13 protein-coding genes and 1 pseudogene are annotated in these 15,419 nt (G+C 47.6%); 8 read left to right on the top strand and 6 right to left on the bottom strand.

The annotated features are described in order from the left end of the window. Positions 1–429 precede the first annotated feature (429 nt). A pseudogene (locus PPOP_RS22125) lies at positions 430–584 on the top strand (IS21 family transposase); the annotation flags it as partial. 123 nt (positions 585–707) lie between these two features. On the opposite strand, the gene PPOP_RS14800 reads toward PPOP_RS22125, so the two are convergent. After that, positions 708–2,045, bottom strand: coding sequence for an asparagine synthase-related protein (locus PPOP_RS14800; RefSeq protein WP_267879078.1), 1,338 nt, complete (start codon positions 2,043–2,045; stop codon positions 708–710). A 409-nt stretch (positions 2,046–2,454) separates the two neighbouring features. Further along, positions 2,455–2,928, bottom strand: a complete 474-nt coding sequence (locus PPOP_RS14795; protein WP_006287339.1) for a lasso peptide biosynthesis B2 protein — start codon at positions 2,926–2,928, stop codon at positions 2,455–2,457. Positions 2,929–3,239: 311 nt separating this feature from the next. On the opposite strand from PPOP_RS14795, the gene PPOP_RS22840 reads away from it, so the two are divergent. Both PPOP_RS22840 and PPOP_RS25470 read left to right on the top strand, forming a co-directional pair. Then, positions 3,240–3,491, top strand: coding sequence for a hypothetical protein (locus tag PPOP_RS22840; RefSeq protein ID WP_006287337.1), 252 nt, complete (start codon positions 3,240–3,242; stop codon positions 3,489–3,491). After that, on the top strand, positions 3,454–5,070 hold the full coding sequence (locus tag PPOP_RS25470; RefSeq protein ID WP_006287336.1) for a DUF6492 family protein: 1,617 nt from the start codon (positions 3,454–3,456) through the stop codon (positions 5,068–5,070). The genes PPOP_RS22840 and PPOP_RS25470 overlap by 38 nt, the downstream gene beginning before the upstream one ends. A gap of 1,428 nt (positions 5,071–6,498) precedes the next feature. Here PPOP_RS25470 and PPOP_RS14770 read toward each other — a convergent pair. From PPOP_RS14770 to PPOP_RS14755, 4 genes are all read right to left on the bottom strand, one after another. Then, a complete protein-coding gene (locus PPOP_RS14770) occupies positions 6,499–7,761 on the bottom strand; it encodes an ABC transporter substrate-binding protein (RefSeq protein ID WP_006287335.1) in 1,263 nt (420 codons plus the stop codon). 21 nt (positions 7,762–7,782) lie between these two features. Continuing rightward, positions 7,783–8,835, bottom strand: a complete 1,053-nt coding sequence (locus tag PPOP_RS14765; RefSeq protein WP_042229045.1) for an ABC transporter substrate-binding protein — start codon at positions 8,833–8,835, stop codon at positions 7,783–7,785. Then, on the bottom strand, positions 8,832–9,137 hold the full coding sequence (locus tag PPOP_RS14760; protein WP_042229044.1) for a hypothetical protein: 306 nt from the start codon (positions 9,135–9,137) through the stop codon (positions 8,832–8,834). Before PPOP_RS14760 ends, PPOP_RS14765 begins: the two co-directional genes overlap by 4 nt. 693 nt (positions 9,138–9,830) lie before the next feature. After that, a complete protein-coding gene (locus PPOP_RS14755; protein ID WP_042229042.1) occupies positions 9,831–10,496 on the bottom strand; it encodes a tetratricopeptide repeat protein in 666 nt (221 codons plus the stop codon). Between the two features lie 271 nt (positions 10,497–10,767). Between PPOP_RS14755 and PPOP_RS14750 the strand changes: the two genes are divergently transcribed. The 5 genes from PPOP_RS14750 (at position 10,768) to pepV (ending at position 15,408) form a co-directional block, all read left to right on the top strand. Next, positions 10,768–11,331 carry a maltose acetyltransferase domain-containing protein gene (locus tag PPOP_RS14750; RefSeq protein ID WP_006287332.1) on the top strand — a complete coding sequence of 188 codons (564 nt, stop codon included), beginning with the start codon at positions 10,768–10,770 and terminating at the stop codon, positions 11,329–11,331. Positions 11,332–11,584: 253 nt separating this feature from the next. Beyond that, a complete protein-coding gene (locus PPOP_RS14745; RefSeq protein ID WP_006287331.1) occupies positions 11,585–12,508 on the top strand; it encodes an aldo/keto reductase in 924 nt (307 codons plus the stop codon). Between the two features lie 172 nt (positions 12,509–12,680). Further along, entirely contained in the window at positions 12,681–12,869 is a 189-nt protein-coding gene (locus tag PPOP_RS14740) for a hypothetical protein (RefSeq protein ID WP_006287330.1), read from the top strand. Between the two features lie 338 nt (positions 12,870–13,207). Then, on the top strand, positions 13,208–13,780 hold the full coding sequence (locus PPOP_RS14735) for a thymidine kinase (protein ID WP_006287329.1): 573 nt from the start codon (positions 13,208–13,210) through the stop codon (positions 13,778–13,780). Positions 13,781–13,971: 191 nt separating this feature from the next. Further along, positions 13,972–15,408, top strand: coding sequence for a dipeptidase PepV (pepV, locus tag PPOP_RS14730; protein WP_052516628.1), 1,437 nt, complete (start codon positions 13,972–13,974; stop codon positions 15,406–15,408). Positions 15,409–15,419 lie beyond the last annotated feature (11 nt).

Here is a 15,419-nt window from a genome sequence, read left to right as displayed (position 1 = left end):
ATTGTGTTTAGATGATCATTTGCTGGTGTACTTAATTCAGACGCAATCAATGCCATGCTTGATTCCACGTCTTGCATCATGCTGTGTAATGCATGCCTTATGATGCAGCTCCACCAACCGTGATAACCCTTGTCATATCACTAGGGAATGCAAAATCCGATATATAGAGAAAGGAGAAACCTTTATTGAAATTGATAATCTTTATTAAAAGTAATCCTTTCCATATTTATCGCAATATGAGATGGATTTTTTAATATTATGAGTGGGAATCGGTTTGGGTGTAGCCCAAAGAAGCATCAAATCATGCTCCGGCCAAAATAATTCAATAAGCCTTGCAAATTGCTGTACTTGTGTATCACAATCAATAGAGATTCGAAGATCAATAAGAGTCAGTTAGCCGGAGAATTAGGTGTAGATCGTTCTTTTATTACAGAGCATACACCCGGGAAAGTGAACGCCAAGTTCGCTCAATTTGCAGCAGACTTTGGATGTAAAGTGAGACCTTGTATTGCGGGCCGACCGCGTACGAAAGGCAAGGTGGAGGCTCAGAGATTCTAGACGAAATTCATGCTTATCAAGGCAAGGTACGGGAAAAGTGCCGATCGTATAAGAAGTTCCTATATGTGTTCCGTTTTCAATGATTGTGCCTTTTTCTAATACCAATATTCGATCAGCATCTTTTATCGTACTTAACCGATGTGCCACAATCATAGCCGTTCTTCCATCAAACCAATCTGTGCAACTCTTGACTCAAAGCAGTATTCATTTGATACATTGCAGTGATTCTCCTTTCCTTTGTTGTTTTTTATTTGCCGTAGCCAAAGTTCAGTCATAATACAACAGATTAGTCCAGAAGCAGATAATGTAAGCTTTGATTTATCATGAATTAATCTTCTCAACTTCTCTGTATCTATGATTCCCACAGTAGCAAGTTTAGAATGAATTAAAAGATCATAAACCTGGGATGCGTTTTTATAAACGTATACTTCTTCCATTGCATTGATAACCTGCCTGTGATTTCTTGAAATAATTTCCTTAGGAAGTACATCTCGGTAGGCAAGGCGCAATACGGGTTTGTCTACCCACTGGCCCCCCGTTGGAATCATACGGTAACCTAATGGTAATTGCAGCGTAAATTCTAATAGCTCTCTTGAGGATAACGGATACATTAGATTCACATCATCGTTAAAAAGTCCGAGTTCCAGAACGGAATCTGTTTCGTTATCAGAACAACGTGTTAGTTCCTCTTCAAAGGAGGCTGCTGGCGGAATAAAAGTATGGGCCTCTTTCATGAGGTTCATAGCCTCATCACTCAAAAAGTGTTGATACCACGGTATTCGTTGTAACATAGGATGATTTCCATCCTTGGTTTCGTTTCTTTTGGCATACCATACCGTTCCCACAGATTCTTTTAAATATTTTGGAATTTCTTGGAGCGGCAATGATCGGATAAGTGATGTAAACGTTACATCTTGATTAGGACCAAATAACACATCCCCTAAATATCCATTGGCTACATATTTCACGCCATCTTCCAAGCATTTCTGTTTCGTTCTTTCAAATAATTTATAAAAACTGTGATTATAAGGAGCTTGAAAACTCCAATCGGTATCAAAATAAGAAGCCGTTCTAATCATATCTCCCACTTCAATATTCCGTTGCATTATCTTATGTTTACTAGAAACAGCATTTGCATAATCGCTTTCATCCGCAGCATGAATACCTGCAAACGACCAATGATAGGCAATCACCTCAAAATTCAATTTATTTAGGCCACAAAGCACAGCGGAAGAATCTACGCCTCCACTTAATAAGACACCTACTCTGTTTTTTCCTTCCATTTGATATTGAATCGAACGATCAACTAATCTGCGAGCTTCTTCAGCAAAATCTAAAAGCCTTCCTCTTTTTTGAGGTGTACGCAACGTTAAAAAATCAATCTTTTTCACCTCTACCTTTTGTTTAGAAAAGATAAGTAAGTGTCCGGCTGGAAGACGATAAATAGGATGATAGAAACTTTGGTGTGGGAGTGGGGATTCCCCCATACATGATAATAACAAAAGTTCCTTGTTAACCAGACGTTGTCCTGTTTCTTCTTCATTGAAAATAAGATCATTAGGTTCGACGGACCAGAATAATTCTTGTTCATGAAGTCGATAATAAATAGACTTTTTATAGAGTAGGCTTTTGTAAATCACAACGCTGTCCCTATTTTGAAGTGAGAAGCAAAATGAACCTTCTATTGCTCTTAGCTCCTCAGGATTGTTTAAAACCATTGCTTCTATTACATTTATAACGTTTTCATTCCCGTGTTTCAGTTCATGAACAAGTTTACCCGTTTTTTGATTATAACCCGGCCAGAGATTACCATTAAATTTCATTTCAGGTTTTGAGAAAAATCTAGACCGTCCCCATACCTTGGTTTTTAAATGCATATCCTATCTTCCCTTTCCACTACGAGGGTAATCGCTCTATCTCCATGAAGTGGGTCTTATTCGAAAAAAAATCATTCACCGGGCTGCCATCCAGTTCTACCCAAGCGTGGAAGTCATAATCACTGGCACTGTTGGCAGATGCCTTTCGTCCGATGATAACTTGAGCAGGTAATCCCATACTTCTCAATGCTGTACAGATTACAGAAGCCCTTTCTAAACAAATGGCTTGCGGGTTTTTATAATTAATAATCATCTGTGCAAATACACATATATTACGAGCAAAGAGTAGACTCTGAGTCGCATTATCGAAACGAATTTTCCGAATTGGCGAAATCCCTTGCAAACGATGTAGTAGATGACGGGCTCCCTTTTTCTTGTATGCTTGTAAAGCAGTTAAGGTTATAGCGAGGATCTTCATTTTGTCAATCCATCGAAAAACAGGTACGACGTATTCCTTTGATTCACCTGTTATTAATTGCTGGTAGTAATTCAATTCAATCCCTCTCCTTACGATTCTTTAAGAAAGACAGAGACTCAGTTAGGCCTGAGTCTCTGCGCGCGGGTCAAATCATTTTATAAAGGCAATCGTGTGAAGTACCAACCATCAGCCCTGATATAACCGCCTTGTCCAACAATTTTCTCAATGGGACCAAGCTTTTTAATCTGAGGTGTAGTAAATGCAATCTTTTTCATAGATTTCACCTCCTACTCAACAATAATTGGGTACCCACTACGATTATATCTTATAAAAATACTAAAAATCAACATAAAAAAGTAAATTGTGATAATTTTTAGGTCAATCTGATGGATGCAGCCCGAAATCTCGTATTTGTGGATGACCGGAAGGCGGTCATTATCGGGGGTAGCGACCTTATCGTCGCCCTGACTTCCAATGGATTGCTCATCTGCCCTAAATCCGAGGAGCCATGGTTGAAAAAATGGCTATCGACGGGAAAGCAAGGGGTCGACAGTCCCAACCTAAAACGATCGGCGCAGCATATTCTGATGATAACCGACTATGAAAGGGAGTGGATTCTCACTGGCCTCGAACTCTGATATCAAAATCGACGTCATCATTCCGGCCATCGACAAAGATTTGGGCACGCTTCCCTATGTAATCGACGGTGTAAGAAAATACGTGCGGCATCCCATCGGCCGGATTTTCGTCGTGGCGCCGGACAGCCCCAAAATCAAAGCCGTCTGCCATCTCAAAGGCTGTGCCTTCATTCATGAAAGTACGGTTCTCCCCCTGCGAAAAAAACAGATCGCGTACCGTTCCAAAAGATGGGAGAGATCCGGCTGGTTATACCAGCAGCTGTTGAAGCTCGGCAGCAGTTCCGTTGCGAGGCAGAGGCATTTCTTGGTTATCGACGCCGATACCGTGTTGATCCGGCCGCACCGGTTCTACGCCGACGGCAAGCAACTGTTCTATTACCGAAACTGGAGCCAGCCTGAATATTTCGTCACCTATCGCAAGCTACTCGGAACAAAAGCCCCACGTCCCCGTTCTTTCGTGACGCACTACATGTTGTTCGACAAAACGAAGCTGCGGTCGCTCAAGAACAAAATCGAAGCGAGGCACGGAACGAAGTGGTTTAAAGCCATTCTGAAAAGCGTCAACCGAAAAAAGCAGTTTGGATTTTCTGAATTTGAGACGTACGGAAATTACGTTTATTCCGTTCACCCCGGGAAAGTTCAACTCAAAAGCGCGCTTAACAAAAGTCTGTCGACCATCCCATCCGCTCTGTCGGGGTCTGCCGTCGGCAAGCTTGCCCAGCGCTACCGATCGCTGTCTTTTCACAAAAGAAAGAGTTACGCCCGAAGCTTGAAAACATCCGCTCGAAAGAACGTTTTAAGCAAATGGCTGAAAACAAAGGCCATTTTGAAAGACCCGAAAGTCCGCATGCTGGTGCCGGAAACCCGCAGAATGAACGAAAAATCGCTTCGCGAGATGCTTCGCCGCTATTCCATGGTTTACATCAAACCGGAAGCGGGCTCTTACGGTAGAGGAGTCATGCGCGTAGAACAAGGCAACGGCTCCTATTCGTATCAGAAGAAAGAAAAGAAGCGCGTATTCGATTCGTTCCCTTCCATGTATCAGTCTATCGTTCGCAACAAACGCAAACGCCCTTATTTGGTTCAGGAAGGAATCCATCTCTTGAAATACAAGGGCCGCCGGTTCGATATCCGCGTTATGGTCCAACGCAAGCGCAAGCGCGCTTGGGAGATGACCGGCATAATCGGGCGGGTCGCACACCCGAGGAAGATCGTGACGAATTACCATAGCGGCGGCAAACCGACGGAAGTTCGGACGTTGCTGAGGCCTTTTGCTTCCGGAGAGAACCTGTCCAAAATCGAGAAGACCCTTTCCAAAGCCGGATATGACGCCGCCAAAGCTCTCAGCCGCACGTATCCCGGACTCAACATGGTCGGCGCGGATATTGGCCTGGACAACCGACTTCGCCCTTGGATCATCGAGCTGAACACGAATCCCGACCCTTATATATTCCGGCATTTGGCCGACAAGAGCATCGCCCGCAAAGTGCTAAGTTACGCCAGAGCCTTGAAGCGTATCCCTCCGGCCAAGTCCAAGCCGAAGCGGTATAGCAATCGATCCCTTTCCCGAAATACTTGACCGCGGCTTGTTAGCCTTTCGCTTCAACGGATCCAAACCTTCTCGATTGGCGCCACGGTGCGTCTACGTCTTCGCCAATTCACGTAGGATGCTTTGTTTCAACCAATCGTACTTTCTAAATCATTGTTTGCAGTCAGGACAGCGAAAGCGAAACACCGGAATCGTCCACCGCTGCGTGAGCGTAAACACCGTCCGCCAGAAACAATTATGACGATGAGGACGCCGGCTGGATGGGCAACGCCCACAGCGCCGGGGCGCTTCGCTTCCGGGAGTCCGTCTTCTATTCGCTTCAAATAAGCCTTTACAACGATAGCAGCATCCACTACGATCGACATGGCAAAAAGCACGATGATTGTCGAACAGGAAGACGGGGCGGCCAGACCTTGCAGTCTCCCTGTTTCTTTTTCTCGCCCTCTACGCCGATTCATCGCACGAAATATCCGAAGAAGTGGTCGAGCTACTTGCGAGCGATGGAGCAAGGCTACTCTCTTCGTAAATGCACCACAGAGTGGCCAATGTTTCTTAAAATAGACTGGGTCAAGTCAAAGACAGCATGAATGCGCCTAACTTGTTTGACGGAGGAAACTTGTTGGATGCCGATCAAATGAAGTCCATCGGCTTCTATTATCAAAGAATCGGCTATGGTTAGCCTTTAAACCAATCCACCCGATGAATGTACCACGGTTCTGGGATATGAAGGAGTTCCCCAATTGGTCTTCCTTTAGAAACGCACTTCATTTCATAATTCTTTGGGAAGCTTCAATTGACGTTTAGCCCGCCGATTGCATTTTTGAAGCACAAGATGAAATGACCTTTTGAACAACTCAAAAGGAACAACCTTAGCTTTCTTTGAAAAAGTCGAATAATCGGCTTGAGTTAGACCGCAAGCAACGGCGCGGTCAGCCCCGTCTCGAAAGCCATCCCATTGTGACGGATTTGAGTACATTGAGTATATAAAGAATAGGTTTGACCTTTAATAAATCTAAGATATGGAAAATCTGCATTAAACCGCGGATGTTCTTTTATCATTAAATCAAGGCTTTCTATACGGTTTATTAGTTCCCCATCGCATTTGTTATTAAAAGCCCTGGACATTTTCATGTTCTTCACCGAAGAAAGTGCGTTGAGATAATTAGCAACTAATTTGAATATGACTAAAGCTAGCAATGAATAGAGAAACATTGGGAAGTCCCCGCCAAAAAAACTATCCACTATAATTTTTGATTAGAAGATATCAAAGTACGTGCCCAGAGAGCTAAATAGTAACACCAGAAGTGTTAGTATCACCGTGGTTTTATCAAATCCATACACTTCAATAAATGAGCGCAAAGAGAAGTTAATTACATTGAATATTCGTCTCATTTTTCACCTTTTCTATAGCACGGATTAAAGGTTGCAATAACTCCACTTCCATGATGGCCACGCGCGTTAGGATCTATTTTTTACCTTCTCCCTTTTCACTAATTCCGTCACATTTTCTATTATCAAATTCGCACATTCCTCAACGGTCATGTCTCGCTTGATGGCCTTTTGTAACGACGTATCTAACATTTCATACAGATCACCATAAAACTCAGTAGATAACCATTCAGGGAATGTGCCCGGATGACCATCGATAGATTGCCTCCAAATATTCGTCAAATCAACTCCTTTGTAATTATTTGCATATTTTTTAAAAGTTGAAACTGTATTAAACCTTTCATTATCCTTATATTGAATGACTGCCTCTTCCCCCATCAACATCTGAATAATTTCCCAGGCTAACTCTTTCTGAGATGAGCCTTCGGGAATGGAGAGCACTCGATAAAAAATTATACTTCGACTTATCGATTTATCGTTTACGCCCACCGGCGAGGAGACAAATCCCCACGAAAATGGATGTTCAGTTCGCAATTTCTCAACGGAATTTACAGGCGCAGCGTAAAGCGCTGATTTTCCTTTGAAAAATAAATCCCCTGCTCCCTCTGCCACCGAATTCGTTTGATTTGCCGTGACAACAGCCTGAACAGCCTTCAGCCATTGCTCTTTGTTCCATGATGTAACTTTTCTTTTTTCATCAATAAAGTTCCATTTGTTCGTCTCCACCATTTGCATAAGTAAAGCGCCCGGGGATGAAATTGTACTTTCAAATCCTACAATGCCTCCGTCAAAACGACTTGCTAGCGCGAGCATTTCGTACCAATCCATCCCATCTTTAGGATAATCAATATGCATATCATCAAATAGCTCTTTGTTATAAAATATGCCATCTATATATACATTAGGTGACAGGCCATATAACTTGCCTGCCGGTTGATCGGTTAGCGCTCGAATCATCTCCGGTTGATAACGTTCGGTATCGAAATGATCCCGCTTGATTAGCGGATTAAGATCCAATAAATAGGAGTTATCCGCCATTTTCCTGTATTCATCTATACCTATAATTACAAGATCAGGTGACTTTTGATTATGTTCCCCATCCTTATCCCAAGCAAAGTCTTTAGAAGTAAGTACCCGCAAATTTAACCCGGGGAACTGTTGCAGAATCAAATTACCGTACATGCTGTAAAAAAACTGTTCATGACTTTCGAAAGCATAAATCGTAATCTCTTGATCGGAGTAATCTTCTTTTTTATCCTTATGATGTGCTGGACTACAACCATACACGATAACAAGCGACAATAACGCAATCGTCATCAGAACTTTTCTCATGTTTCCTCCTGCTAAGCTTTGTTAAGGATTAGACCGGCTCTCTTGCCGGATGATTTCCGCAACATCATGTTCCCATTTCAGAACCGATTCATCTCGTAGCGCTGTATTATCGCTGTCCAGACGTTGGATTTCGGTTCGCAAATACGTTTTTATCGCACCTTTTACACGCAACGGCAAATCATTGCGTTTGGTCACAAACACCGAATCAGGTGCAATCTGATAGAAGGCGGAAATGTTTTTCAATTCCTTATCCTGGACTATGCCGGATCGAATCGGGAGTGTCATAGGACAAAAGCTGCCATTATGCTTTATCTTGGCCATTTCTTGCCCGTTAAGGTATGCCCATACTTCCAAGACCACTTCAAATTGCGATGTGAGATGGTTTATGCCATTCAACGTTTCAAAAGAATAAAATTGACTTTTCGTTGCTCCATCTGGCGAAACAGGAGCCGTGACAAGCGCCCAGTTTATTTTTTTCTTACTTTGCTTCAAGCGGTCAACCAATGCGTAATCATCAAGAACCATGGCAATTTTCCCATCAACAAACCCGTCTGAGTACATATCGTCTGTTGGCGGTATCCGATGATCGTCTTTATCTTTTTGCACCAATTGTTTTACTATCGTTTTCCATGCCTCACTTCCGAACAAGGTCGCATGATTTGCCGGATGATACCAGGTCAATCCTTCGGCAGTCCCAAGATGTAAAAACAAGTCGGCGATCCCATGGTGAGGTGTAGTTAACCCTTGAATAGAATCTTCCCTGCCACGCTCCGCAACTTGATGAGCAAGCGCAAGCACATCCTGCCATGGCATAAAATCTTGCGGCCCAGGGAGCCCATACTGCAATAATAGGTCTTTGTTATAGTAAATGGCTTCCGGAGCAAACGTATTTGATAAGAAATAAAGTTCCCCCTCTCCCATTGCCCGTAATTTTTCCAGTATTGGAGCAGCAATCCCCTGAGCATCATACTGGTTGGCATAACCGGTTATCTCCTTCAACAGATTCGCATCTAGCACACGCTGATATACGGGACATGGAAAGAAGAGAATGTCAGGCTGCTTCGCCTGTATCAACTGGAGCAGCGCTTCCTCATTCCACTCCCCAGATGAGGAGGGACATAATTCACATAATTCATATCATTCCACACCCCCTGCCCGAGAACAGGATTATATTCTATGATGTGAAATGTAAGATCCGGAAATTTTATTTGCAGAAATTTGCCATAGTCCCTATCAAAATCTAATTTGGAGCTATATAAAATAGAAATACTTTTTTTCTCCTCTTGTACATGAGACGGCACGCATCCAACCATTAAAGCGATCAGCAATAGAATTGGGCATCCTTTAAAAATCGTTGAGCAGTAATATCCCATCATATACCAACATCCTTTATGCGAATTTGGAATTCCAGTTGAGTAGAGAACGAGGGTAAAGTACCTCATTTCACTGAATCGTTCTCCTTCTCTTTCTTCTATCATTTCTTATGTGTGAATTAATAAATGTGTAGTAGGTAGTTCCAGCTAAGTTGATAGGGTTGTTTTGGTAGGGCTGTAAATTTTATTGTGAAGGTAATTTTTATTATAGGATAATAAATAAAATTATCAACAATTTATTTTTATATCTTTTTCTCTCTTAAAATGTAAATTTTTATATATATATTTAGAATGATAAATATATAAAGGAAAGTGAGTCCGAAAAACACACGGCACCGTCGAAGCGATCTGGATCCCTTTATCGTATTGCTCTATGCTTCCTGATCAAAAAAACAGACCGGAACTCTCCGGCCTGCCTGTCTTTCGTCCTGATTCCCTTTTTATTCCATACTCAGTTCGAATCTTGAATTCCCGCATATTGAAGGTAGGAGATTCGCCGCCTGCTTCGGCATGGTGAACGACGAATGGGGTGACGACTCTCCATAGCTAAAGCTAGGGGTTTTACGGCGCTAAGTTATAAGCGCCTGTCCCAGCTCCACCGTCAGCCAATGCTCGCTGCGGCACGGTTCAACGGTTGATAGCAACAGCGGCTAGCAGCAGCAACGCTTCACGCCTAACTGCCTGGATTCGCACTCGCTATCGCCTGAGCATGCTCTTCAGCATCCACTTCCGTTCTTCCCGCTTCTTGTAACGCGGCAGCGAGCGATAGATGGCAACAGCCTGGTTCCGTGCCTCCCCGGCTTCCTCCTTGCGGCCAAGCTGTTCGTACAACCGGCCGAGGCGATAATACGATTCGCATGATGACGAATGAACCTCCTGATAAGTCTGCAACGCCTCAATCGCCCGGTTCTTGTCCGCCTCTGCATACAAAGAGGCGAGCCGGAGATGCGGCTGGCCGTATTTGACCCGGGGGTTCAGCTCCAATGCCTTCCTTATCGCGGCTTCTCCCCGTTCCGGCTCGCCGGTGTGCAGCCAGCAGGTTCCGAGATCATCCCAGAATTCAGCCGAATGATCCATCGTCTCCTGCAACGGCTCCAGCCATTGTCTTGCCTCCCGGTAGGCTCTGCGCTCGATCAGCAGCCGGGCAAGCTCCATCTTGGCGGACACCTCATGCGGGTTGGTGCCAAGCTGCTGCTTCAGCTTCCTGATCCGGTTCCTTCGTTTGAGCGGCTTGAACAAGCTCGGTGACAGCCCGATGAAGCGCCGATCAAGCACATATAGAATAAGCAGCAGTACGATGATGGCTACAATCGGATTGCCAAAAAGCCAAAATAGCATGCCAAAGGCCAAAAATTTGCTCACGTTCAAATCACCCCTATGAATAATAATCCGATTATACCATATATTAAGCACCGCCAATGCTTGCCCTGTCCCTATCCCTCGCTAGTCCGTTGCTATGAATTCGGCTGCGGCTTGCGATGGAAGGAGACCATGTTTGGCTCTCCCGTGACGGGAGACCTTATACTATCCGTAGATGATGCCGGAGGATGCTGGCCGCTTGCAACCGGTGCGCCGATGGATTCATAATAAGGAGAGCTTGTGACTTATACTACGACTAGCGGAGGAGACATCCATGGCTTCGGAAAAGGAGAAGATGATTCAGGGCGAGCTGTACCGTGCCGGAGATGAAGAGCTGGTGCGCGACCGCGAGCGGGCCAGACGATTGACCCGGCTGTACAATCAGACCGTGGAAACGGACTACAAGGAGCGGACAAGTCTGCTGCAATCGCTCTTCGGCAGCTTGGGAGAAGGGTTCTATATCGAGCCGTCATTCAAATGTGATTACGGCTACAACATCCATGTCGGAAGCCGATTCTACGCCAACTTCGACTGTGTCCTGCTCGATGTATGCGAGATTCACATCGGCGACGACTGCTTCCTGGCGCCGGGCGTTCATATCTATACCGCAACCCACCCGCTAGATCCGATAGCGCGCATCTCCGGGGCAGAGTTCGGCAAGCCGGTAACGATCGGCGATCGGGTCTGGATTGGCGGCCGGGCCATCATTAATCCGGGCGTCACGATCGGCAACAATGTTGTCATCGCCTCGGGAGCCGTCATCACGAAGGATGTGCCTGACAATGTCGTCGTCGGAGGCAACCCGGCTCGCATCATCAAGACGATCGACGTCAAATAGCACAGCCGAAACGGACAGCGGTTCAGCGAGCAAATCAGCCGAATAAGCACCTTTGCGGCTTCGCATCCGGCTGGCGCCGATCGGTCAGTCCATCATTTCATGCTAAAAATTAGGCTGTGGCGATGTTCGTCTCATACGCCGCGCTTTTAGAGCAGACCAGACGCTCCGCATTCAAAACTTGACGCTTCGAATTGCTCCTGCGGCTGTGATATGATGGTACAAGACCCTAGCGCAAAAAGAAGGGGGACGAGGCATGCAATACCGCAGATTAGGACGGACCGACTTGAAAGTATCCGTCATCGGGATCGGGACATGGCAGTTCGGCGGCGAGTGGGGACACGATTATTCGCAGCAGGAAGTCGATTGTATTTTATATAAAGCAAAGCAGTTCGGCATCAACCTGATCGATACCGCCGAATGCTACGGCGACCACCTGTCGGAAGCCTTTATCGGCGATTTCCTGCGACGGGACAAGCGGGAAGACTGGGTCATCGCCACCAAGTTCGGGCATCAATTCCATTCCCATCTGAACCGCACGGACCGGTATGGGGCAAAAGAGGTGCGCAGGCAACTAGAAGCATCGCTGCAGGCGCTGAAGACCGATTATATCGATCTGTACCAGTTCCATTCGGGCAATGATCAGGCGTTCGACAACGATGACCTGTGGACGATGCTCGATAAGCAGGTGCAGGCAGGGACGATTCGGCATCTCGGCCTGTCGTTGAACAAGCGCAACAGCATGCACCAGACGGCTTCGGCGACGCGAGTCGGAGCGAGCGCGATTCAGCTTGTCTACAATCGGCTCGATCGCGGGCCCGAGGTAGAGGTATTCCCTTCTTGTCTAGAGCAGGATCTCGGCATATTGGCGCGGGTCCCGCTCGCGAGCGGCTTCCTGAGCGGCAAGTACAAGCCGGGAACCGAGTTCGCCACCAATGATGTGCGCCATCGCCATCGCCGCGAAGAGCTCGACGAGCGGCTAAAGCAGGTGGAGGAGATTCGGAGGAACGAAGTGCCCGACGGTATGGACATGGCTGAGTGGGCTCTGTCCTGGTGTCTACGCCATCCGGCGGTCACCTGCGTCATTCCCGGCTGCAAGAACGAAGAGCAGGTGGAGAGGAACGCCCGGGCGGCGCGGCATGCCGCGGACGATCATCCGCAGCTCTGGGCGGTCCAATAACGGATAAGCCGGCATTGGCGACAGCCTTGGCATCCACTGCATGACAAGCAATTTGTATGGAGATACGGAGTTGTCCACAATACAGCACCCATGACCGTCTTACCGGTATGGAGCCTGTTGAACCGGCTCCGCAGGAGAGGATACATCCGCAGAAGCGAAGGAAGGTGTAAGAATGGCAGAACAGCAACATGAGCCGAAGAAAGTTAATTTGGCGGATGCGATGAGAGAAATGCTGGCCAAGAAGAAGCAGCAGCAGGCGAATCAAAGAGGCGGTTTTTCCGGTTCATCGGCAACCAAAATGTTAAAAAGCCAAAATACGAAGAAGCCGAATAACCAGCGGCGCCGCACGGGGGGATCCTAGCAGCGTTCCGCACACAGCTCAAGGGGATGCGCAGGCCGCACCCCCCTTGTTCGCGTTGATCGATACTTCCGCTCTTGATTTGCGCCATTGCTTTGGTCGGCTGCATTCTTTATCATAGAAGCAAGTGTAACCGAGGTAGCTCCTTAAAGGGGCATTTATCAACTCCTTCAGACGATGGGAGCGGTACGAGGAGCTGCGCGACATCAGCGTCGCCATGATGGCGGAGCAGACCGTATTATTTCGATTGATTCCTCATTATGACTAAGCGACTAGAACGTGTTGACACAGGCCAGGTATCATCACGAGATCTTCTACATGTACAGAATGGAGTGGCAGCAATGGCTCAACTTTACTATCGCTACGGGGCGATGAACAGCGGCAAATCGATCGAATTGCTTAAGGTTGCCAACAATTATGAGGAGCAGAACAAGTCAGTGCTTATCTTTACCTCGGCAGTGGACAATCGGGACGGCGTCGGGTATGTATCGTCCCGCATCGGCTTGAAGCGCCCGGCCCGACTTGTTCACGCCGATACGAATATATACCGTGAGGTCTCCCTGCACGGAAGCCCCGTCTCTTGCGTGCTCGTCGATGAAGTCCAATTCCTGAGTAAAGCGCAGATCCTTCAGCTTACCCGCATCGTCGATGAGTTGGATATTCCGGTCATTGGCTTTGGGCTCAAGAACGACTTCCGCAATGAGCTGTTCGAGGGCAGCCGCTATATGCTGCTGTATGCGGACAAAATCGAGGAAATGAAGACGATCTGCTGGTTCTGCCAACGAAAGGCGACGATGAATCTTCACGTCGGCGACGACGGCAAGCCCCTCTATTCCGGCGATCAGATTCAGATTGGCGGTAATGAGCGGTATTATCCGGTATGCCGCCGCTGCTATTTCCATCCGCCCTTGTAACGGATATTCAAGATGGGATCCCCACTTTCTAGAGTGAAAGGAAGGCTAAATCATTTCAGCCCGGCATACCTTGTCGTACAACATATGGTATCTCCTGCTCTTGCTAGTCTTGGCAGCATGACCTCACTTTTCTCGGAGTTGCCACTCCCTATTACATTGGATCGAACGCCATGCTGAAGGAGCGTGTTAATATGAACTGGTTGGCTGAAGTCAAGAAAAGAAAAGAAGAACTGCTGCAAGACCTGCAAGGCCTGCTCCGGATTGAGAGCACGAAGGATAATGCTACGGCAGGGCCGGGACAGCCGATGGGACGAAATATCGCCCAGGCGCTGGACTATATGCTCCGGCTGTCGGAGCGGGAACAATTCCGCACCGGCAATCTTGACGGCTATGTCGGCTATGCCGAATACGGGAATGAGGCCGCCTCGCAATATGTCGGTGTGCTCTGCCATCTGGATGTCGTCCCGGCGACTGGGCAGTGGACTACCCCACCGTTCGAGCCGGATATCCGGGACGGGAAGCTGTTCGCCCGGGGTGCGATCGATGACAAGGGCCCGACGCTGGCAGCGTTCTACGGTCTCAAGATCGTCAAGGACCTAGGATTGCCACTCAAGTGCCGGGTGCGCGTTATCTTCGGAACGGACGAAGAGAGCGAAATGGAGTGCATGAAGACCTATACGGAACGGGAACCGATGCCGGTGTCCGGGTTCACGCCGGATGCGGACTTCCCGATTACTCATGCGGAGAAGGGGCAAGTCAATACGAAGTTCTACCTCTGCAGCTTCGGCGGTTCTTCAGCCGGAGACGCTGCGGCGCCGCAATACGAGCTCGTCCGCTTCGATGGCGGAGGCATCGCTAATATGGTGCCGGAATCGGGGGTCGCCGTCGTCGCGGGCAAACCGGAAGCGCTCGCCTCCCTCGCCAAGCGCTATGAGACGTATTGTTCCGCTGCGGGACTGGCCGGCACCGCGGAAGTGAGCGCAGGTCAAGCGACCCTGCGCATGCGGGGCACATCGGCGCACGGGATGGTGCCGCATGTCGGCGTCAACGCCGCCTTGAAGCTCATCCGCTTCCTTGGCGGTTACACCTTCCAGCCGGACGCCACCCGGTATATCGGGTTCATTGACAAGCATCTGGTCGATGATCATCTGGGCACCGCACTCGGCATCGCCTGTGTCGATGACATTACCGGGCCCCTCACGGTCAATGCCGGTATTTTCCAATATGATGGCACGTCGGTTCCGTTCTTCCATCTCAATATTCGCTTCCCGGTCTCTTACAGCTCTGCCGATGTGCTGAAGCCGCTGCAGGAGAAGATGGCGGAATACGGCTTCGAGATGGATCGCGAGATGGATCTGAAGGAGCCGCATCATGTCGATCGGAACCATCCGATGATTCGGACGCTCCAGAAAATCTATGAGGAAGAGACTCAGTTAGAGCCTGCACTGCTTACGACCGGCGGCGGCACTTACGCGGCCTTCCTCGACAACGGCGTAGCCTTCGGCGCCCTCTTCCCGGGACGCGAAGAGACGGCGCACCAGGTCGATGAGCACATTATCATTGACGATCTGCTGAAGGCAACAGCCATCTATGCCCGCGCCATCTATGAGCTGGCCAATCTGGATTAATTGAAGCGGAT

The organism is Paenibacillus popilliae ATCC 14706 (genome assembly GCF_000315235.1).
Classification (GTDB): Bacteria; Bacillota; Bacilli; order Paenibacillales; family Paenibacillaceae; genus Paenibacillus_B; species Paenibacillus_B popilliae.
The sequence above is the reverse complement of the archived record's forward strand: the minus strand, read 5'-3'. Positions and strand labels throughout refer to the sequence as shown.

Excerpts from the sequence above, each read along its gene's own strand:
- PPOP_RS14740 (WP_006287330.1), top strand. The coding sequence starts at position 12,681 with ATGGCAGAACAGCAACATGAGCCGAAGAAAGTTAATTTGGCGGATGCG.
- PPOP_RS25470 (WP_006287336.1), top strand. The coding sequence starts at position 3,454 with ATGAAAGGGAGTGGATTCTCACTGGCCTCGAACTCTGATATCAAAATC.
- PPOP_RS14735 (WP_006287329.1), top strand. The coding sequence starts at position 13,208 with ATGGCTCAACTTTACTATCGCTACGGGGCGATGAACAGCGGCAAATCG.
- PPOP_RS14770 (WP_006287335.1), bottom strand. The coding sequence starts at position 7,761 with ATGAGAAAAGTTCTGATGACGATTGCGTTATTGTCGCTTGTTATCGTG.
- PPOP_RS14800 (WP_267879078.1), bottom strand. The coding sequence starts at position 2,045 with ATGGGGGAATCCCCACTCCCACACCAAAGTTTCTATCATCCTATTTAT.
- PPOP_RS14745 (WP_006287331.1), top strand. The coding sequence starts at position 11,585 with ATGCAATACCGCAGATTAGGACGGACCGACTTGAAAGTATCCGTCATC.
- PPOP_RS14750 (WP_006287332.1), top strand. The coding sequence starts at position 10,768 with ATGGCTTCGGAAAAGGAGAAGATGATTCAGGGCGAGCTGTACCGTGCC.
- PPOP_RS22840 (WP_006287337.1), top strand. The coding sequence starts at position 3,240 with ATGGATGCAGCCCGAAATCTCGTATTTGTGGATGACCGGAAGGCGGTC.
- PPOP_RS14760 (WP_042229044.1), bottom strand. The coding sequence starts at position 9,137 with ATGATGGGATATTACTGCTCAACGATTTTTAAAGGATGCCCAATTCTA.
- pepV (WP_052516628.1), top strand. The coding sequence starts at position 13,972 with ATGAACTGGTTGGCTGAAGTCAAGAAAAGAAAAGAAGAACTGCTGCAA.